The sequence below is a fragment of the Vibrio sp. 1CM7H genome (genome assembly GCF_023161645.1).
GTDB classification, from domain to species: Bacteria; Pseudomonadota; Gammaproteobacteria; order Enterobacterales; family Vibrionaceae; genus Vibrio; species Vibrio diabolicus.
Window position 1 is genome coordinate 1 of record NZ_JALNTV010000002.1, and the last position, 18583, is coordinate 18583.

Below are 18583 nucleotides of genomic sequence, written 5' to 3' on the forward strand. Positions count from 1 at the left end.
TATGCGTTGAGTTCAGTGTTTATGGCGCCATGCGGTAGCTTTTGTATTGCGTGCCGGCACCCCTTAACGCGGCGTTAGTCGCCAGAAAAAGCTAGCAATCAAAATTATGTTTCTAAGCTTAAAATTTGGCTGATGATTGTTTGCGATACAGGCTCTTCATCGATGCTCAAAACTCAGTTTCAGCTGTTTTAAGTCCAAAGTTTTGTGACTGTTCAAGCGGTTGTTTTGTTCTTTGGTGCTGACAGAACAGGGCAATCGAGAGTCTGTTTTGGTTGCAACTCCGCTCGGTGAGTTTGTTGGGTGCAAAAGCCTATTTACTCGCTGAAATGACGTTTTCTTTGGTGTTGTAAGTTCCACGTGGTTTCAGTGACTTTGTTGAAAGTCCGCACTGTGAGATTGGCTTTCCAAACGCGCTTTTGGGTGTTGTTAGTCCGTTTTCTACGGCGTTGTTTGTTCCAAGTGGTTTCATTGAATAGCCGCTTTGAGACTACGCCTGACTTAAGTGCATCAAAGCACATAAAGTTTGTTGTTCGCAAAGTTTAGTTTGGCTTAAAATTGTCGCTCGGTGCCTCGCGACTAACAAACTGTTTAAGAGTGATTCGCAACGCGTGGCATTTTTATTATGCGTTGGTTTTAGTGTTTAAGGTGGTATGCGGCGGCTTCGGTATTGCGTTGCTCACACCTTAACAGGGCGTTATGCGCTAGTGCATTTAAATATCGAGGGATGTATGGATAATGAACTACCAAAAGCGATGGTATTGAAAACAATAGATGGTAGACATGTGGGTTTCATGTTGTTAGCTCCCAATTCAGGCGAGTCGGGGGAATGTGTTTTCAGTTTATCTGCGTCATCTGCAGAGGTAATCGATAGTAATTTAGGTGTCGTTCTATCTGAGCTTAAAGTTTCTGGCGAGCATAAATACGTAGTGGAAACCATAAAAGATGGGTACTTAATTAATATTGCACCAATAGGCCTACCTAATGTTCAAGTTCAGCTTAATCATCAGTTCTCCGGAGATATAGTTACTGATATTGAAGGACGAGTCGCTTGTATTGGAACAGCTGAATTAGTGGAGCAAAGCGCATAACAAACTGTTTAAGAGTGATTCACAACGCGTGGCATTTTTACTATGCGTTGACTTTAGTGTTTAAGGTGGTGTGCGGCAGCATCGGTATTGCGTTGCTCACACCTTAACAGGGCGTTAGTTTGCAAGAGGAAAAACGCAACAATATCGCAAGATCTAGTGGTCAAAGCTCAAAGTTGAAATTGTCGTATCGGCGTTCAATTTCAGTGTTAATTAACGTGGTAAAAATCCAAAATTGGCATCGTTTCAACGGTTGATTTGTTCTTTGGTGCGGTGACTTTGGGGTTAACTGAGTCGAACTTTTTTGCTGAAACTGTGCTCGTTGAGTTTGTTGGTACAAAAGCCGATTTATTCGCTGAAATGGCGTTTTCTTTGGTGTGGAAAGTTCACGTGGTTTCAGTGACTTGGTTGAAAGTCCGCATTGTGAGATTGGTTTTCCAAAAGCGCTTTTTGGTGTTGTGAGTTCGTTTTCTGCGGCGTTGTTTGTTCCAAGTGGTTTCATTGAGTAACCGCTTTGAGACTACGCCTGACTTAAGTGCGTCAAAGCACATAAAGTTTGTTGTGTTCAAAGTTTAAAATAACCTAAAATCAACGCTTTGGGTTTGCAAACTAACAAACTGCTCAAGAGGGATTCACAACGCGTGGCACTTTTACTATGCGTTGATTTTAGTGATTAAGGTGGTATGCAGCGGCTTCGGTATTGCGTTGTTCACCCCTTAGCAGGGCGTTATGTGCTCGCAGAAATGGAGATAATCAATCATGGAAGATTTAGCTAATTCGTTAAGAAGTTCTGGCCTAAAAGTCAAAATTAAAAAAGGAAAAATTGCAGTTCGGCTTGACGGGCTTTCAAATCCGGTTTCGATAATAAAAGATATACCTGCTGATGAGTATAAAGTGAAAACTAATGATTCGATTCTATCGATAATTGCCTGTCTTTTGCTATTTATTGGTCTGTCAGGTATTTATGAGTTTAGTGGTAATGCTTTGATAAATATTGCACTTATCTCCGTTTCTATATTGTCTTTTGTTACAGTGTTACTTACAGAGTTTAAGCTGACTAAATTACGCGCTACTGTAGTTGCGTTCAATCGTGGAGAACGCGCATAACAAATTGTTCAAGAGTGATTCGGCACGCGTGGCATTTTTACTATGCGTTGGTTTTAGTGGTTAATGTGGTATGCGGAGACTTAGGTATTGCGTGCCTCACACCTTAACAAGGCGTTATGCATCAAGGATATTATGAAGTCTACTAAAGAAAAGATTATTAAACATTACGCAGAGTTCTTTGAAGGTCATGATTTCGAGATATTGTCTTGGGAGCTTGGGCCAATTAAGAAAATTGTACCCGATTTTCAGGTTGTCAGGTTTGCACCTGGCCCTCAAATTAATATGTGGGTGTATTGCTCAGTAGGTGCATCAGAGATTACACACAGTGATTCAGCTCTTCACGAGTTTGTTGTCGTATCACCGATCGAGTCAAATCGTCTAGTTGAAATGCTGGCAATGGTAACTTACTACCATTCGAATCATAATTTGGGTTTTGGCCATACCTTGCCTATTGGTGAGCCTTGGCTTGAGGGTTCTAACTGTGAAAACTGGCTAATTTCGTTGCCGTATCCATTTGGAGAGGACTTGGAAATAATGCCTCTAAATAGTTCCCACGCTCACGTAGCTTGGTTGCTTCCTATCACTGACGACGAACGAAATTTCAAAATCAAGCATGATCTAGATGCGCTCGAACAAAAATTTGATGACGCAGAGCTTAAGTACTGGGAAGTAAAGCGGTCTTCGGTAGTGTAAATGCATAACAATCTGTTTAAGAGTGATTCGCAACGCGTGGCATTTTTACTATGCGTTGCGTTTGATGATTAAGGTGGCATGCGGAAGCATTGGTATTGCGTTGCTCACACCTTAACAGGGCGTTAACTATTTAGGAGGTTGTGTTTGAATCAGAAGTACTTACCGTTTGCTAAAACGACCCTGTTTTATCTATGGATCAGTTTTACTGTCCTTTTTCGATTTTTGTTGGGTAACCTCTATGGCGTGTTAATTACTATGCTAGTTCTACGCTACTTTAGTGAAAGTCTGTTTGGTCATCCAGCGTACTCTTTCGACGAACTTATGGCTTGGCTTCATGCTCTTAGTGATGAAATGAAAGTTGCTATAGTTAGCTCACTAGTTACTGTTATCGGTTTTCTAGTTGCTTACGCAAGTGCTACTTCAAACTGGAAATCTCAACTATTAGCCAACATAAAACTGCAGGCGTGGGGTGAATTAAATGCCTTTTTTACGGAGGTTGGTTCACTTGTGACTGACTGTGAAATTTATGCATCTGAAACTCTAGAAACGTCCGAAAAGATTAGAAAGTCTAAGAATAAGCAAGAGAAGTTGTTTCTAGTTTCGTATCAAAATGGCAGAGGACATGAAATCGATTTGAAACGTAAAAGGTTGGTTGCGATGTCAATTCAAGTACACCAGTTTACCGGGAAATATGCCAACGTATTTTTATCGGTGCCTAAAGTGCAATCTAATTTTAGTATCGCCGCGAAAGCTCTAAATGAGGTCGCGTCAAAAACTTGGTTTAACATCCCTAGAGCTTATCCAGAAGACACCGATCCGGTAACCACCTTTCTGAGTCAAGTGAACAAAGAGCAGCTGACTGAATTTATCTCCTCTATAAATAAAAATCGAATACTTCTCTCCTTCTATCCAGGCAGTGCAGGAGGTATATTGCAATCGGGAGTGGTGCCTTTTAACGGAGTGTCGTTATTCAATACGTTTCGACGAGCAAAAGAGTTGCATTCTGCTTTTGAAGAACTACGAAAGGCGAAACAAAATAGTTAACAAAGCATTTAAGAGTGATTCGCAACGCTTGGCGCTTTCGCTTCGCTCAAGTATAGCCAAGCGTCGCTCACACCTTAATGCGGCGTTAGCAATTAAAGGGAGTTAAGTGGATAACTATGAGAAGTAAATGCAAGTTGTGTCGGACTCCGTCAGAATTGTGTAACTCGCATGCTATTCCTGATAGCTTGTTTAAGAGCATTTTTTCTGCTGGAAGTGGTCAAGCAATATTATTAGATGGTGCTGATGGAGTTCCGATTAAGAAAACTCAGGATAGTTGGGCTACAAAGCAGTTATGTAAAAGGTGTGAGTCGAAACTAAATACATATTATGAGGATTATAGCCAGAAAGTGTTGCGAAACAAATTTGGCTCAGAAAGGACAGAATCCGGTGTCAGCTTTCAAAATATAGACACGCAAATTATTAGGAGTTTTGTAGCAGCGATTTTATGGCGGGTTAGTATATCTGATCATAAAAACTATGCAGCTATAACTCTATCAGACAAACTGAATGAAAAACTTCGGTTTACGCTTAATACGTCTAGTGAGATATCGAAACGAACTTTTTCGGTTAGGGGCTTTAAGTTAATAGATAGTACTGAAGGTGGCTTTTCTAGAAAAAACTTACGTGATTGCATTATTTCCCCTTTTATGCGCACTTATATGGACGCTAATCATAAATCTGTACAAGTAGTATGCTTTTTGTTCTTAGGGTTCTTTTTTGAAGTGTTCATATCAGGAGTGCCTAGCGGAAGCGAGTATCATCATGAGTTCATAGGGTACAGCAAGACAAGTTATGTGTTCCCTTTTCTTGAGATCACTGAAATACCAGAATTATTCGAGTTGATGGTAATTGCGTATGGAAAAAACGCTGAAGGTTTGTCTGCAATTTAATTGCTAACAATCTGTTCAAGAGGGATTCACAACGCGTGGCATTTTCATTATGCGTTGGTTTAAGTGATTAAGGCGGTATGCAGCGGCTTTAGTATTGCGTTGCTCACCCCTTAACAGGGCGTTAAGTGTCTTTTTAGCTATGGTGAAAACAATGAATATGAAAACACAAAACAGGCTTAAACTAAGTCGGGCTTTAAAGAAAAAACTAGCTAGAAAGCAAAATCGTAAAAAGCGAGCTTATATCCAGCCTAGTAAGCGCGCTCTACCAAAAGTTGAGGCGTTGTTCAGAGATGATATAACTACGAGTAATCGAGCATATATCAATATCCGAGATGGAAAAGATATACACGAAGTTGCGGCACGCTCCCTGTGCGAAGATTTATGGTCTAAATTTCAACCTCACAGTGATCAGCACTTCTTGCAAGAGTTTGCGATAGACTTTGATGCACGCTTTTGGGAAATGGATCTAACTGTTGCTCTAATTGAAAGCGGACACAGCGTTATTTGTCCAAAGCCCGGTCCCGATGTGTGCATCGAAGGTGATCAGAAAGTTTGGGTTGAAGCGATTGCACCTAAGGCAGGAAAAGGTCCAGATAAAGTACCGCCAATGAGGTTTGGTGAAGCTCAAACTGTGCCAAATGACCAAATAATCCTACGGTATACGTCTGCTATAGCTGAAAAGTTTGAGCGGTATAAGTCGTATGTGTCATCTGGAATTGTTTCTAACAATGAGCCTTACGTTATTGCGATAAATGGCTGTCAAATTCCTAGCGCAAGACTTGATCACAATCCTCCTAGGATCGTTCGTAGTGTTTTTCCGATCGGGGATGAATATCTCACTATAGATAGGCAGACGGGATCGAGGAAAGGTTCAGGGTTTATTTTTCGACCTTCTATCAAAAAAAGTTCTGGCTCTGATATTCCAACAGATCTATTCCTTCGAGAAGACTTTGCACAAATTAGTGCAATTATCTTCTCTTGCTCTGATTGTTGTAATAGACCATCAAAGGGAAATGATTGGGTCGTGGTGCACAATCCCTTAGCAGTAAACCTGATATGTTCGGGGTTGTTCCCTTGCTTTAAAGAATACCAAGCAACGGAAAATGGTGAGGGTGAGTACATTTTGAACAACATCCAATCAAACACTTAACAAAGCATTTAAGAGTGATTCGCAACGCTTGGCAGTTTCGCTTCGCTCAAGTATAGCCAAGCGCCGCTCACACCTTAATGCGGCGTTAGCAGTCAAGGATGAATATGAAACAAAACTATCAAGTTCATGAAGACATGTATGTTGAAGCTCGCCAAGCTGGCTGGAAAGGTTGGGGTGGCAACGAGCGAATGTCTAAAGCAGTTTTAGTGGAGCGTTTTCTCGAGCTATTTAAACGACCCGTGCAAGGTAAATTGCTCGAATTAGGTTGCGGTGAAGGACATCATTGCAGAGCTTTCCAGAAGTTGGGCTTTGAGGTGACAGGTATAGATATTTCACCAACCGCAATTGAATGGGCAAAGGAAAAAGCCAGAGCGACAGGAGTCAAGGGTAATTATTATTCAGCTGACCTAACGGCAGAGTCTCTTGAACTTCCAGAACGTTATGATGTTGTCATTGACGGTAATTGCTTGCATTGCATTATCGGTGCAGATCGAGTCATATTTTTGAGTCATGTTTATCGTTCACTGTCTGAAAACGGGGTGTTTTTTGTCAGTAGCTTGTGTTCTAAAAATGAAAATAGCTATGAAACTTATAGGGATGGCAGTCCATATCGCCATGTTACCTCTGAAAGTGATCTTGTCGTTGAACTAGAGAAAGCAGGGTTCCAAGTGCTTCATATCAGTGTCTATGAGCGTGAAACTTCAAACCACATAACGGTGTATGCGATAAAAGCATAATTTGGTGTATAAAAAACTGCTAACAAACTGTTTAAGAGTGATTCGCAACGCGTGGCATTTTTACTATGCGTTGCGTTTAGTGTTTAAGGTGGTATGCGGTGACATCGGTATTGCGTTGCTCACACCTTAACAGGGCGTTATGTACTTCGAGGAAATATGTTCAAATTAACGTGTTTAGATAAAGCTGAAGAGCTTAAGCGGTACTGTCAGAGTTGGTTAGATTATTTGGCATCTCAAAAGTTTGAGCTGGCAGACAGCCTAATTGATGAAGCGAACTGTTACGGTCAGATGTGGAAAAAACACCTCGTTTTTGGCGCTATCAATGATTATTTGAGCGACGAAAGGGAATTCAAGTTTGATAGTTGCAGTATAGAAGCATGTAATCCCTCTTTTTTAGAAGCATATGACGGAACCTTGATGCTTGATTTTTATTTGATGCTAAATGGGGAACTCTCTGATCTAACGGTACAGTTTGAGTTTAACCCTGTTGGCAATTGCATGTACAAAGTGTCAATCCATGATATCCATGTTTTGTGAGTACGTACATAACAAACTGTTCAAGAGGGATTCGCAACGCGTGGCATTTTTACTGTGCGTTGTTTTAAGTGATTAAAGCGGTATGCGGCGACTTCGGTATTGCGTTGCTCACCCCTTAACAGGGCGTTAGGTGCTTGGAGAAAATCATGAACTCAAAGGAAGTCGTCCTAGCTTTTTGGGATGCGATGAAAACAAATGACTTTGCCAAAGCAAGCGAGTGGCTTAGCCCAGACTTTGAGGGTTTCTGGCCGCAGTCTGGTGAACTTATTATTGGCCGAGACAACTTTACGGCTATCAATTCCTGTTACCCAGCGAATGGTATTTGGGAGTTTACAATTCACTCTGTAGTTTGCGACGGTGAAACAGTTGTCACTGATGTATCAATTACAGATAGTGTCCAAAAAGCACGAGCTATAACTTTTCATACCGTTGAAAATGGCTTAATAAGTAAGCAAAAAGAGTTCTGGCCAGACCCAATGGAAGCACAGGCATGGCGGGCAAAATGGGTCAGATTAGTGCAAGATTAAGCTACGCACCTAACAAACAATTTAAGAGTGATTCGGCACGCGTGGCATTTTTCGTATGCATTGGCTTTAGTGGTTAAGGTGGTATGCAGCGGCTTTTGTATTGCGTTGTTCACCCCTTAACAGGGCGTTAGTCGCCAGAAAAGCTAGCAGTCAAAATCATGTTTCTAAGCTCAAAACTTGGCTACTGGTTGTTTGGTGCATAGTTCCATCTTCGACGGTCAAAGCTCAGTTTCATCGTTTCTAAATCAATGCATTGCTATTTTCCAAGCGGTTGTTTCGTTCTTTGGTGGTGATAGAGCGGGGCAACCGAAAATCTGTTTTTGGTTGCAACTCCGCTCGGTGAGTTTGTCGGTACAAAATCCGATTTGCTCGCTGAAATGACGTTTTCTCTGGTGTGGTAAATTCCACGTGGTTTCAGTGACTTTGTTGAAAGTCCGCACTGTGAGATTAGCTTTCCAAAAGCGCTTTTGGTGTTGTCCGTTCGTTTTCTGCGGCGTTGATTGTTCCAAGTGGTTTCATTGAATAGCCGCTTTGAGGCTACGCCTGACTTAAGTACATCAAAGCACATAAAGTTTGTTGTTCGCAAAGTTTAGTTCGGCTTAAAATTGTCGCTCGGTGCCTCGCGACTAACAAACTGCTCAAGAGGGATTCGCAACGCGTGGCATTTTTACTATGCGTTGAATTTAGTGATTAAGGTGGTTTGCGGCGGCTTTTGTATTGCGTTGCTCACCCCTTAGCAGGGCGTTAGCTGTTTGAGAAACAAATGAAAATAATCGATAAGCCGTTATTTTGGCTATATGTTAAAACGCGAGACTCAGTCTTTTCATCATTTAAAGGTTTTTCCTCTCTACTCTTAGTCATCATTATTGCGGCTATAGTTTCAGGTAACAAATCTCCCGAAAACACCCTCATGTCTTACATGTTGTATCTGTTGGCGCTTAGTGTACCTACCTCAATGGGTCTTATGCTTTTGAAGCTTAAGTTTCGAAAAGTTGCAGGCTCCATTCCTAGGGCAGAGTTAGCGTACTTTTTACAGAACAATAAAGGTATCGAGCTGGAGAATGCTGTAAAAGGGATATTTTCGCTCTACCTATCATTGATGATTTATCTCTGGTTTTTGATGATGGTTGTTGCAGTTTTGGGACCTTTGATATTAATGCTAGTGTTGTAATACACAGCTAACAATCTGTTCAAGAGGGATTCGCAACGCGTGGCATTTTCACTATGCGTTGGTTTTAGTGTTTAAGGTGGTATGCGGCGGCTTCGGTATTGCGTTGCTCACCCCTTAACAGGGCGTTATGTTTACTTGTATTTCAAAGGCTTAAATATCTTATGCTCTAGTTCTTTGTCCCTCTGGCAGTTCGTCCCTAGTAGACTCAGCAAACCAGCATTGTCGGCCTAAGTTCTTGAGTAACTTAGGCCATCAAACATGCCAATGTTCGTGGGTTGCTTCATTTGCAGGTCGAGCAGGCTAGGGTTTAGTTCCTCTGACTTTAAGTCGCTTTGAGGTTCTTTTCCAAGCAACATCCTACCTTGGCAGTAGTCTCGGCAACTCACCATTGTTTGGCGCTGTTGTGAGAAGAGACTAGGGTGTTTGTTGGTGCTTTGTCGGGTTGCCTCATTGGACAGGGAAGTGTTCATACTTGCTGTTGGTTGGTCGCACTTGGTGGCCAAGCTGGTTCTTGCCTTGTGGTTTGCTTCAGAAAAATGGTCTTAATCATCAGTTCTTTCTCAATTAAGTCAGTTATTTGTGGTAAAACATAACAAACTGTTTAAGAGTGATTCGCAACGCATGGCATTTTTACTATGCGTTGAATTTAGTGTGTAAGGCGGTATGCGGCGGCTTCGGTATTGCGTTGCTCACACCTTAACAGGGCGTTAGCTTAACATTTAAGTTCATGAACAAGGTAGTCAGGCAATTATGCTATTTATAAATTGCAATGTTGTGTGAAACTAAACAAAAAAGTAGTAAGCATATTTGTGCTCAAGTTCCAATAAGTGTATTAAGCATTATCAAAATCTATATTGGAGGCTTTATGAGAGTGCACAAATCAAAAATTGCCGCAGATCCAGTTAAGTACTACACGCATTTGATTGGTATGGAAAAGTACGAAGCTCGTATGAGACAGGAGCCTAATGCAATTACAATTATTACAGGAATTGTACTTTATAGAGAGTTACCTAAGAACAAACAGTCCGAAGTTTTGAAGCTAATATTGGCTTTGAACGATGGCCAGTTGAAAGCTTCACTATATGGTTTAGTTTCTCAAGTGGTTGCAAATCCATACTGGTTCTCATGGTCACTTTCTGATCGGGAGCTCAGAGAATTTTTTGATACCAATAAGGATGTGACTAATATATTGAAAGGTCTTGGCATAGACTTCTCGCTCCCTCTCACAGCAGCAGGTATATCAGCATTTTTGCTTTCATCAGCGCAGCAAGGGGTGAAAAGTGCTTCCAAAGAGGTTGCGACTCAGTTGAAAAAGCAAGTTACAAGCTCACCAGTTGCGCAGATTGCAAATAGACTGGGAGTGACCAAACAAGTTGCAGGCAAAGCATCGGCAATCTTGGTCGTAATGGTCAGTGTAATTGCTTATCAAACACACTTAAATGCAAAAGATGCGCGGAAGGAGCTTCTTCGCAGAGGTCTACTTCAACCGGAAGATTTGTAATGCTAGTTTTAATACTAATAGTGATATTGTCATTGGCAACAATTCATTTCTCGCATGTGCTATTGATGCAGTATATGTTCTCTGAAGAAAAGTTATCGCCGAGTACTACTTTTCTTCGTCCATTATCTTTGTGTGTTATGGCTGCATGTGCCCAGTACTATATTCTTTCAATGATAACAGGCTACAATTTACCCGAGGTTGCGGGATTGGCTCTCGTGGCTACGAATGCATTCTTCTTCGTTGGTTTTTATTTTGCGTACAAAGCAAGAGTAAAAAGCCTGGAAAGTAAAAAGCACTCCTGAGTCTATATTAAGCTAACAAAGCATTTAAGAGTGATTCCCAACGCATGGCATTTTTCATTCCATCGTTGGGTTTTGTGTTTACGGTGGTAAGGTTTAGTTTCGTGGTAGCGTTGCTCACACCTTAATGCGGCGTTATGTAGCCGCGAGAGGACGGTAAGTTAAAAGGATTTATATATGTTAAATATTCGCCAAGCTCGCATTGAAGATATCAGTGTTATCAAGAAACTACAGTTTCAGCTTAATGAGTATCATCAAGCAAATTTACCTGATGACTTTTTATCACCGGAAGAGATTGAACAAAAAATAGACATGCACAAGATGATCGAAAGTGAAAGCTCGATTTGTCTGGTAGCCGAAAGCAAAGGGCAGTTAGTAGGTTTTGTTTTTGGTGAGCTATGGGTTCGTAAGTCTTGGACACTCAAACAGCGAAAGATCGCAAGCGTTGAACAGATTGTAGTGGATTCACGCTTTAGGAGTCAGGGTGTTGGACTGGCGCTAATAGAGGCATTTGAAGAAAGGGCTATTTCTAACGGCGGAGAAGAGCTGTGGTTAGAGGTATATTCTTTCAATGAATCTGCTCTAGCTTTGTATCGCAAAGCTGGTATTGCGCCCAAAATCCAAATTGGACAGAAAGCACTAACCTGAAAGTCGGCTACATAACAAATTGTTCAAGAGTGATTCGGCACGCGTGGCATTTTTACTATGCGTTAGTTTTAGTGGTTAAGGTGGTATGCGGAAGCTTAGGTATTGCGTGCCTCACACCTTAACAAGGCGTTATGAGCTTTAGGAAAATTGAAGATGACGGAATTAGAAAAATCTTTAGAAAGTTGGAAGACGATCACCGATGAGAATGCGCACTATGACTCAATAGGAGCATTGGCCGAAGCAACGGTTTCAACAAGTTCAATTATTGATAAGTTATCAACTTGGGCAGCTGCTGGCAGTGCAGCTGTTGCAGGACTTGCAATAACTAACATCGATAAAATGGCGAATTTTTATGATCATTCTGAGCTAAAGGTTTTGTTTTCATGTTTGGCGGCATCTCTCTTATTCGCACTATTTCAAAAATACTTCGCAATGTTATGTTCGCTCAGTATTTCAAGCTCTACTGAAGCTCGTGCACGTTTAGCACCAGTAATTGATAAATTCGAACAGCACGCTAATAGTATCGAGGAGATGGCAGAAAAAAACGGATTAGCTATCAAACCTGAATTTGATCTAATGAAAAGTATTTCATCTTTTCAAGAGTTATACCCGTGGTATATTAAGTTGGTTTTAAATCGCCCAATGAATAAGGCAAAAGAAAATCGTAATTATCACCATAAACGAATGGTGGTCACTCACTTTTGGCAGGGTATAACACTATGTGTTCAATACTTGATTTTGGTCGCTTTTGTTGGAATGTCCGCCGTATACATTTAGCACGCTCATAACAAACAATTTAAGAGTGATTCAGCACGCTTGGCATTTTTGGTTTGGGTTGAGTCCAGTGAATACAGTGGTCAAATTGAGTGTCGTAGTCGCGTGCTTCACACCTTAATTGGGCGTTATAAGCCACTATATATTATCGTCCCATGACTTATCTAGATCTACTGCACTCCACTTAGAAGATGCTTTCATCGCAATACTGTACTCTAGAGCACCTTTACCTAATATCATTAGTGTCTTGTGGCGGTTTTCTTCCCGTGGTCCTTGTCGGTCTGCACTTTTCCAATAGATCCACGTATCAAAATATGGTCGGTCACGATCTTCAGTTATATCGGGTCTCAAAGTGATAATTTGTTTAGGGGATGGGGTGCTTTGAGGCTTAGCTTGCGTTGGAATGCTATTGTTCAACTGCTCTAGAAAATCCTTAGGGTTAAGTCGTACACCAGATTTTGCACCAGAGCTTAAAACATCAACTAAATCGTAGAAGAAGCCGTCAAAGTATGGTTTTATCCAGTATCCGTTTTGGACTTCGAACTTAAAGAATTTTGGTGCGCTTCCTCTCGAAGTTAAAGCCAAAATAAATGGCGCTTCACGAACAGAGAAAAGGCAATCAAAGCTTGCTGAACCAGTATTAATTTGAAACTGTTGCATGTCGGTGCCAATTTTCATCATACTTCGATGAAGATCTTGCAGAGCTGTCATTTTCATATTGAATACCTATGTGGAAGCATGTGACTATAATAATGCTCTCAAAAGTACTTCAGAGTCAATGGCTTATAACAAAGCATTTAAGAGTGATTCTCAACGCTTGGCATTTTTGATTTCATCGTTGGGTTTTGTGTTTACGGTGGTATGGTTAAGTGTAGTGGCAGCGTTGCTCACACCTTAATGCGGCGTTAGCTGTTTTTCGAGTATGGAGGCAAAATGGAACAAATATTTGAATATATCGATAGTCTTTCTTCATTTCAGCAAGGACTACTTGGTTCCGCGGTATTTGCTTTTTCATCTTGGCTTATTCAAAAGCTGAGTAAAAAAGCGAAATCTAGTGGTTTAGCTTTTTTCAAAAGTTATTCTCGTCTAGATGTACTTCGCCATGTAGTACATAAGCATTATATTAACTCCAACAACATACATGAAGTGAGTTACGGCTCCAGTTTAGTACTACTACGTGCTTTTGAATGGATAATACGATCCTTTCTGATCTTGATATTCTTTTTTGGTATCCATTCATTAGTTAATGAACAATGGTTGTTTGTTGCAGCTTCGTGGTTTTCATTCAATTGTGCTCTAGAAGGCTTTAATTGGGTCAAAGATAGTAGCAGTGTTAAGTCAATCTCTTACATAGATGAAGATAAGCGGGAACAATTAGTGAACGATTTTCTTCCCGAATCAAAACGTCCAGAAAGCCAGAACAGCTAACAAACTGTTCAAGAGGGATTCGCAACACGTGGCACTTTTACTATGCGTTGGTTTTAGTGATTAAGGTAGTATGCAGCGGCTTTTGTATTGCGTTGCTCACCCCTTAACAGAGCGTTAGTTTGCAAGAGGAAAAACGCAGCTATATCGCAAGACCTAGTGGTAAAAGCTCAAAGTTGAAATTGTCGTATCTGCGTTCAATTTCAGTGTTAACTGGCGTGGTGAAAATTCAAAATTGGCATCGTTTCAACGGTTGATTTGTTTTTTGGTGCGGCGACTTTTGGGTTACCTGAGTCGAACTTTTTTGCTGAAACTCTGCTCGTTGAGTTTGTTGGTACAAAAGCCGATCTACTCGCTGAAATGTCGTTTTCTCTGGTGTGGTAAGTTCATGTGGTTTCAGTGGCTTTGTTGAAAGTCCGCATTGTGAGATTGGTTTTCCAAAGGCGCTTTTTGGTGTTGTTAGTTCGTTTTCTGCGGCGTTGTTTGTTCCACGTGGTTTCATTGACTAGCCGTTTTTAGACTACGCCTGATTTAAATGCATCAAAACACATAATGCTTGTTGTTTGCAAAGTTTAAAATGACTTAAAATCAACGCTTTAGGTTTGCAAACTAACAAACTGCTCAAGAGGGATTCACAACGCGTGGCATTTTTACTATGCGTTGAATTTAGTGGTTAAGGTGGTATGCGGTGGCTTCGGTATTGCGTTGCTCACCCCTTAGCAGGGCGTTATGTGCTTAAGAGGAAAATTGACATGGAAGTGGTAGAGGCCAACCCTGATTTGGCCCCAATATTAGCGAGTTATGCGAAAGAATGCCTAGAATCGGGTATTCCAAAGTATTTGGGTGTGGAGCAAGATCCGACTGCTTATTTGTCAGGTTTGGTCGAATGTTCAAAGGCAATCTCCGAGTTGCCAAAGGGATATTTACCTAGCACAACTTACTACTGTGTATCGAACTTCGAAATTTTAGGTGCAATCCGAGTTCGCAAAGGTACTAATGCCAACGTAGAAAATGTCATTGGTCATATTGGCTACGAAACTAGACCGTCAGCTCGTGGTAAGGGTGTAGCCTCATTTCTGCTTGCTTGGGTGCGAGACCATGTTGTCACTGATTCAGTTATTGTTACTTGCTCAATTGACAATCCCGCATCTCAAAAGGTCATCGAAAACTGTGGTGGTGAATACCTCGGTAACTACACAGATGAGAGTGAGGGTACGGTAAGGCGCTACCGTTTAGCACGCACATAACAAAGCATTCAAGAGTGATTCGCAACGCTTGGCAGTTTCGCTTCGCTCAAGTATAGCCAAGCGACGCTCACACCTTAATGCGGCGTTAGTTGTTTTACCAAACTTCGGGATAATAGGAAGCAATTGTGATCATTAATAAGAACTGGGATTTAGATATCGCTTTTGAAGTAATCAACGACTGGTACTATCCCGGCGGTTTGCAAAGTGGTCCTCAACGGAATAGACAAATTGAAACTTGGGGTCAACTGGTTGGTAAAACTAGAGCACTTGAGCAACTAGATTCGTTGATCGCGAGTTGTGGCTCTATAAATAAAATGTCTCAGTCTGTCCGTATGAGTTCGGGGAGCATTAAAAAACTTAGAACGTTTTTTGAGTCTCTTTCTGATGAACTGGAAATCGTTGAAGATAATGTTCAACATAGATTCATTGAGGGTGAGGTTTGTTCTCTAGAAGAAGATTTGACCCATGAGTTTAAAGAAGTAAAAGGAAGTAATCCTGCTAAATCTATCCAGAACTTGGTTGACGAATACGTGGTTGCACTCCTTAACGGATCTGGTGGTAGTATTTTCTGGGGCATTTGCGATGATGGTAAGGTGAAAAGTTTACATCTATCAACGGCACAAAAGGACGAGATAAAAAAAGTTGTTAACGCTAAGATTGGTACGATTCAGCCAGCAATAGATCCAACAAAAATCACTGTTAGGTTTCACTCAGTAATAAATACCGAGAATGGGTATGTTTTTGAAGTAAACGTCCCAAAATCAAACACCATTGGTTTGTTTTTCAATTCATCTGGTGACACTTGGGTTCGAGTAAATGGCTGCAAGCAAAAATTAAAAGGTTTAGCTCTGCAAGACTATATTCTAGAGCGTATGCAAAAAAACAACTAACAAACTGTTTAAGAGTGATTCGCAACGCGTGGCATTTTTGCTATGTGTTGTGTTTAGTGGTTAAGGTGGTATGCAGCAGCTTCGGTATTGCGTTGTTCACCCCTTAGCAGGGCGTTAGTTCTCAAAGTTGTTTTAATATCAGTGGAGTAAGTATGTTTACAGGCATAGTTCAGGCGGTAGCCGAAATTGTTGATGTGACAGATCAAAGAGGGATTAGAACTTTTGTTATCGACTTCCCTAAAGGGTTTTGTACTGATCTAGAAATTGGGGCGAGCATTGCTATTGACGGTGTATGTCTGACAGTTACTGAAATACAGTCAGATGTTCGTGTTAAGTTCGACGTAATGTTGCAAAGCCTCTTAATCACAACTCTGAGTAAGTATTGCTCATCCCAATTAGTTAACGCTGAGAGAGCCGCAAAAGATGGGGCGGAAATTGGCGGTCACCCTCTATCTGGCCATGTAGACTTTAATGTAGCTATCGTTGACGTAAAACAAATTGAGGATAACTATTGTGTTCGCTTAGCGCTCCCTGATGCTTGGAAAAGATATGTTTTCCCGAAAGGTTATATAGCTCTAAATGGAGCGAGCTTGACCGTAGCTGACGTAAATAAGCATGAAGGTTGGTTTGAAGTTTGGCTTATTCCTGAGACTCGTAGAATGACGGTTTTTGAATCAAAAGTCAGTGGTGATTTTATTAATATAGAAATCGAGCGTGGTACCCAAGTTGTTGTTGATACGGTTCGTGACACGCTAAATGAAAACCTTGGACCACTATTACCATTGTTTGAAAAACTACTTCTAGAGCAGGGTGTTGATTTGGATTCACTAGGCTATAAACATCAGGCACTCAGTGGGTCAAAGAACTAACAAACTGTTTAAGAGTGATTCGCAACGCGTGGCATTTTCACCATGCGTTGGTTTTAGTGTTTAAAGTGGTATGCGGTGGCTTTTGTATTGTGTTGCTCACACCTTAACAGAGCGTTATATTTTTTGTTTTACGTCAGTGGATAAAGGAAAGTATGAAAAGAATAGTTTTAGCCTCTTTATGCTGCTTCAGCTCGGCAAGCATGGCGGCTATAGGCATCGCCGAAGATAATTACCAAGATAATGAAAGGTATAGGCTCATTGAGACTAAGCTATTTTACCCAACAACGACGACCGCTTCCGAAACTATTTTCGCCGAAAATATAGCTTTCTATGGGTTTAAGGCTGCTAAATCAGCAACCCCAAAGGGGAGGAATTTTCCATTGTACATCCTAGTTCACTGAACTTCAGGTAATTGGAAAAACCTATCATGGCTTGGGAGTGAATTAGCTGAAAATGGAGCTTTTGTCGTTTCAGCAAATCATCCTACTTATACAACAGGTCAAGCTACGCCCGAGAGTGTCCTTAGAATGTGGGAGCAGCCTCGAGATGTCTCCTTCCTTATTGATCAGATACTATCAAGTGATTACGCCCAATATGTAGACAAAGATAATATAACGGTCATCGGTTACTCTTTGGGTGGTTATACAGCCTTAGCATTAGCAGGTGCAAAATTCGATATTAAGGGGTATCAGGAATACTGTCATCAGTACAATGATGCATCATGCGATTATTATAGCAATGCACTTAATGAACTTTCACAACAAGAACGCCTTATGATCTCGGGCGATTACAGGGATAAACGGATAAAAAATGCAGTTGCTATTGCTCCGGGTTACGTGCCTGCGATATTACCCAAATCATTAGATGCTCTGTCAGCAAAGACATTAGTAGTTGGTGCTGAGTTGGACGAGACTATCCCGCCCAAGCTACAAATTACCCCGTATATAAATACCAACCTAAGTAATCTTTCTTACAATGAAATCAAAGGTGCTTCGCACTTTAGTTTTATGCAAGTTTGTAAGCCTCAGGCTATTGAGGTATTGGCAGAAGAGGATGCAGCTTTTGTTTGTCAAGAAACTGGTAATGTCGATAGAAGCTCAATTCATAAAGGGTTACTTAAGGTATTGAGTCCACTGAAATCAAAAATATAACAAACTGTTTAAGAGTGATTCGCAACGCGTGGCATTTTTACTATGCGTTGGTTTTAGTGTTTAAGGTGGTCTGCGGAGGCTTCGGTATTGCGTTGCTCACACCTTAACAGGGCGTTATGCGACAGACAAAATTCAGTTTTAAGGAAGTTCTATGTCATTAAAAGACGATATCTATATCGAACAACAGAAAGTGACTCTAGATTATATTAAGCATGTAACAACACTTTGTACTGGTTCGGTGGTAACCCTAGCGCTTTTATTGGAAAAGTTTTTTAGTGAACCTAAGTTTTCTTGCCTTATTTTGCTTTCGTTTGGTGGGTTCTTACTATCCATATTATTTTTAACGCTGGCAGCATTTGGTGTACTGCGCAGTATAAAAACACCTCAAAACGTGACTAAAGGAATTGTTAATTTCACAGCGGCCACATTTATTTTAGGTGGTATTTCATTCTTAATAGCGTTATCGTCATTTGGTACTTTCTCCATATTAAACTGGTTGTAACATGAAAAAACTAAAATCTTTGTATCGACACATTACTTGTGCAATGTGTGGAGTATATTTTTATACTGAACTTCATAACGTTAAACCTAAGAAAGACAGTTCTGAAAGTAAAACTAAGTTGAAAGGTGTTTGCCCGCAGTGCAATGGTGGGCTTCCTCACGTTGAAAGTTCAAAAAACGAGCAAGACGCATAACAAAGCATTTAAGAGTGATTCCCAACGTTCGGCACTTTCATTCCATTGTTGGGTTCTGTGTTTATGATTGTCTAGTTAGGTTTCGTGGTTGCGTTGCTCACACCTTAATGCGGCGTTATAACACAGCATCAATAATGAGGTCT

At 40.9% G+C, this 18583-nt stretch carries 20 protein-coding genes and 2 pseudogenes; 21 read left to right on the top strand and 1 reads right to left on the bottom strand.

The window, feature by feature from the left end; all coding sequences use genetic code 11:
• The first annotated feature begins 728 nt into the window (after nucleotides 1-728).
• The 14 genes and pseudogenes from MSG33_RS08120 to MSG33_RS08235 all read left to right on the top strand — a co-directional run bounded on the left by MSG33_RS08120 (nucleotide 729) and on the right by MSG33_RS08235 (nucleotide 12166).
• Nucleotides 729-1088: a hypothetical protein gene (locus tag MSG33_RS08120; RefSeq protein WP_045616264.1), complete on the top strand. Its 360-nt coding sequence runs from the start codon at nucleotides 729-731 to the stop codon at nucleotides 1086-1088.
• 4 nt (nucleotides 1089-1092) lie between these two features.
• Nucleotides 1093-1195: pseudogene (locus MSG33_RS08125) on the top strand (DUF3265 domain-containing protein).
• Nucleotides 1196-1844: 649 nt separating this feature from the next.
• Nucleotides 1845-2192, top strand: coding sequence for a hypothetical protein (locus MSG33_RS08135; protein WP_031780756.1), 348 nt, complete (start codon nucleotides 1845-1847; stop codon nucleotides 2190-2192).
• 132 nt (nucleotides 2193-2324) lie between these two features.
• On the top strand, nucleotides 2325-2885 hold the full coding sequence (locus tag MSG33_RS08145; RefSeq protein WP_010645278.1) for a suppressor of fused domain protein: 561 nt from the start codon (nucleotides 2325-2327) through the stop codon (nucleotides 2883-2885).
• 144 nt (nucleotides 2886-3029) lie between these two features.
• Complete coding sequence (locus MSG33_RS08155) at nucleotides 3030-3929, top strand: hypothetical protein (RefSeq protein WP_248380580.1); 900 nt, start codon at nucleotides 3030-3032, stop codon at nucleotides 3927-3929.
• Nucleotides 3930-4045: 116 nt separating this feature from the next.
• Entirely contained in the window at nucleotides 4046-4819 is a 774-nt protein-coding gene (locus MSG33_RS08160) for a hypothetical protein (RefSeq protein ID WP_053397243.1), read from the top strand.
• Nucleotides 4820-4970: 151 nt separating this feature from the next.
• Entirely contained in the window at nucleotides 4971-5969 is a 999-nt protein-coding gene (locus tag MSG33_RS08165) for a hypothetical protein (protein ID WP_248380582.1), read from the top strand.
• 98 nt (nucleotides 5970-6067) lie between these two features.
• On the top strand, nucleotides 6068-6706 hold the full coding sequence (locus MSG33_RS08170; RefSeq protein WP_053809092.1) for a class I SAM-dependent methyltransferase: 639 nt from the start codon (nucleotides 6068-6070) through the stop codon (nucleotides 6704-6706).
• Nucleotides 6707-6862: 156 nt separating this feature from the next.
• Complete coding sequence (locus MSG33_RS08180; RefSeq protein ID WP_248380587.1) at nucleotides 6863-7243, top strand: hypothetical protein; 381 nt, start codon at nucleotides 6863-6865, stop codon at nucleotides 7241-7243.
• Between the two features lie 146 nt (nucleotides 7244-7389).
• The gene (locus MSG33_RS08190; protein ID WP_248380589.1) at nucleotides 7390-7770 is read left to right on the top strand and encodes a nuclear transport factor 2 family protein; all 381 of its coding nucleotides are present in this window, start codon (nucleotides 7390-7392) and stop codon (nucleotides 7768-7770) included.
• A gap of 763 nt (nucleotides 7771-8533) precedes the next feature.
• Nucleotides 8534-8941 (top strand): hypothetical protein, encoded by a 408-nt coding sequence (locus MSG33_RS08205; protein WP_122067390.1) that lies wholly within the window; start codon nucleotides 8534-8536, stop codon nucleotides 8939-8941.
• A gap of 865 nt (nucleotides 8942-9806) precedes the next feature.
• A complete protein-coding gene (locus tag MSG33_RS08220; RefSeq protein ID WP_151514891.1) occupies nucleotides 9807-10442 on the top strand; it encodes a hypothetical protein in 636 nt (211 codons plus the stop codon).
• Nucleotides 10443-10918: 476 nt separating this feature from the next.
• Nucleotides 10919-11389: a GNAT family N-acetyltransferase gene (locus MSG33_RS08225; RefSeq protein ID WP_248380595.1), complete on the top strand. Its 471-nt coding sequence runs from the start codon at nucleotides 10919-10921 to the stop codon at nucleotides 11387-11389.
• A 153-nt stretch (nucleotides 11390-11542) separates the two neighbouring features.
• A complete protein-coding gene (locus MSG33_RS08235) occupies nucleotides 11543-12166 on the top strand; it encodes a hypothetical protein (protein WP_248380597.1) in 624 nt (207 codons plus the stop codon).
• Between the two features lie 135 nt (nucleotides 12167-12301).
• On the opposite strand, the gene MSG33_RS08245 is transcribed toward MSG33_RS08235, so the two are convergent.
• Entirely contained in the window at nucleotides 12302-12880 is a 579-nt protein-coding gene (locus tag MSG33_RS08245) for a DUF6037 family protein (protein ID WP_248380599.1), read from the bottom strand.
• A gap of 216 nt (nucleotides 12881-13096) precedes the next feature.
• On the opposite strand from MSG33_RS08245, the gene MSG33_RS08250 reads away from it, so the two are divergent.
• The 7 genes and pseudogenes from MSG33_RS08250 (at nucleotide 13097) to MSG33_RS08305 (ending at nucleotide 18440) form a co-directional block, all read left to right on the top strand.
• The gene (locus tag MSG33_RS08250) at nucleotides 13097-13591 is read left to right on the top strand and encodes a V3/V1b-type arginine vasotocin receptor (protein ID WP_248380601.1); all 495 of its coding nucleotides are present in this window, start codon (nucleotides 13097-13099) and stop codon (nucleotides 13589-13591) included.
• Between the two features lie 749 nt (nucleotides 13592-14340).
• Nucleotides 14341-14835: a GNAT family N-acetyltransferase gene (locus MSG33_RS08265; protein ID WP_248380604.1), complete on the top strand. Its 495-nt coding sequence runs from the start codon at nucleotides 14341-14343 to the stop codon at nucleotides 14833-14835.
• Nucleotides 14836-14960: 125 nt separating this feature from the next.
• The gene (locus MSG33_RS08270) at nucleotides 14961-15725 is read left to right on the top strand and encodes an ATP-binding protein (RefSeq protein ID WP_248380606.1); all 765 of its coding nucleotides are present in this window, start codon (nucleotides 14961-14963) and stop codon (nucleotides 15723-15725) included.
• A gap of 152 nt (nucleotides 15726-15877) precedes the next feature.
• Nucleotides 15878-16594, top strand: a complete 717-nt coding sequence (locus MSG33_RS08280) for a riboflavin synthase subunit alpha (RefSeq protein ID WP_248380610.1) — start codon at nucleotides 15878-15880, stop codon at nucleotides 16592-16594.
• Between the two features lie 419 nt (nucleotides 16595-17013).
• Nucleotides 17014-17745: pseudogene (locus tag MSG33_RS08290) on the top strand (hypothetical protein); the annotation flags it as partial.
• Between the two features lie 151 nt (nucleotides 17746-17896).
• Nucleotides 17897-18247 (top strand): GPR1/FUN34/YaaH family transporter, encoded by a 351-nt coding sequence (locus MSG33_RS08300; RefSeq protein ID WP_248380613.1) that lies wholly within the window; start codon nucleotides 17897-17899, stop codon nucleotides 18245-18247.
• Nucleotide 18248: 1 nt separating this feature from the next.
• Nucleotides 18249-18440, top strand: a complete 192-nt coding sequence (locus tag MSG33_RS08305; RefSeq protein ID WP_248380614.1) for a hypothetical protein — start codon at nucleotides 18249-18251, stop codon at nucleotides 18438-18440.
• Nucleotides 18441-18583 lie beyond the last annotated feature (143 nt).

What these genes read in the sequence shown, in the direction of transcription:
- MSG33_RS08265 (WP_248380604.1), top strand. Translation starts at nt 14,341, where the DNA reads ATGGAAGTGGTAGAGGCCAACCCTGATTTGGCCCCAATATTAGCGAGT.
- MSG33_RS08300 (WP_248380613.1), top strand. Translation starts at nt 17,897, where the DNA reads ATGTCATTAAAAGACGATATCTATATCGAACAACAGAAAGTGACTCTA.
- MSG33_RS08280 (WP_248380610.1), top strand. Translation starts at nt 15,878, where the DNA reads ATGTTTACAGGCATAGTTCAGGCGGTAGCCGAAATTGTTGATGTGACA.
- MSG33_RS08205 (WP_122067390.1), top strand. Translation starts at nt 8,534, where the DNA reads ATGAAAATAATCGATAAGCCGTTATTTTGGCTATATGTTAAAACGCGA.
- MSG33_RS08190 (WP_248380589.1), top strand. Translation starts at nt 7,390, where the DNA reads ATGAACTCAAAGGAAGTCGTCCTAGCTTTTTGGGATGCGATGAAAACA.
- MSG33_RS08120 (WP_045616264.1), top strand. Translation starts at nt 729, where the DNA reads ATGGATAATGAACTACCAAAAGCGATGGTATTGAAAACAATAGATGGT.
- MSG33_RS08225 (WP_248380595.1), top strand. Translation starts at nt 10,919, where the DNA reads ATGTTAAATATTCGCCAAGCTCGCATTGAAGATATCAGTGTTATCAAG.
- MSG33_RS08165 (WP_248380582.1), top strand. Translation starts at nt 4,971, where the DNA reads ATGAATATGAAAACACAAAACAGGCTTAAACTAAGTCGGGCTTTAAAG.
- MSG33_RS08250 (WP_248380601.1), top strand. Translation starts at nt 13,097, where the DNA reads ATGGAACAAATATTTGAATATATCGATAGTCTTTCTTCATTTCAGCAA.
- MSG33_RS08180 (WP_248380587.1), top strand. Translation starts at nt 6,863, where the DNA reads ATGTTCAAATTAACGTGTTTAGATAAAGCTGAAGAGCTTAAGCGGTAC.
- MSG33_RS08305 (WP_248380614.1), top strand. Translation starts at nt 18,249, where the DNA reads ATGAAAAAACTAAAATCTTTGTATCGACACATTACTTGTGCAATGTGT.
- MSG33_RS08235 (WP_248380597.1), top strand. Translation starts at nt 11,543, where the DNA reads ATGACGGAATTAGAAAAATCTTTAGAAAGTTGGAAGACGATCACCGAT.
- MSG33_RS08245 (WP_248380599.1), bottom strand. Translation starts at nt 12,880, where the DNA reads ATGAAAATGACAGCTCTGCAAGATCTTCATCGAAGTATGATGAAAATT.
- MSG33_RS08145 (WP_010645278.1), top strand. Translation starts at nt 2,325, where the DNA reads ATGAAGTCTACTAAAGAAAAGATTATTAAACATTACGCAGAGTTCTTT.
- MSG33_RS08135 (WP_031780756.1), top strand. Translation starts at nt 1,845, where the DNA reads ATGGAAGATTTAGCTAATTCGTTAAGAAGTTCTGGCCTAAAAGTCAAA.
- MSG33_RS08220 (WP_151514891.1), top strand. Translation starts at nt 9,807, where the DNA reads ATGAGAGTGCACAAATCAAAAATTGCCGCAGATCCAGTTAAGTACTAC.
- MSG33_RS08160 (WP_053397243.1), top strand. Translation starts at nt 4,046, where the DNA reads ATGAGAAGTAAATGCAAGTTGTGTCGGACTCCGTCAGAATTGTGTAAC.
- MSG33_RS08170 (WP_053809092.1), top strand. Translation starts at nt 6,068, where the DNA reads ATGAATATGAAACAAAACTATCAAGTTCATGAAGACATGTATGTTGAA.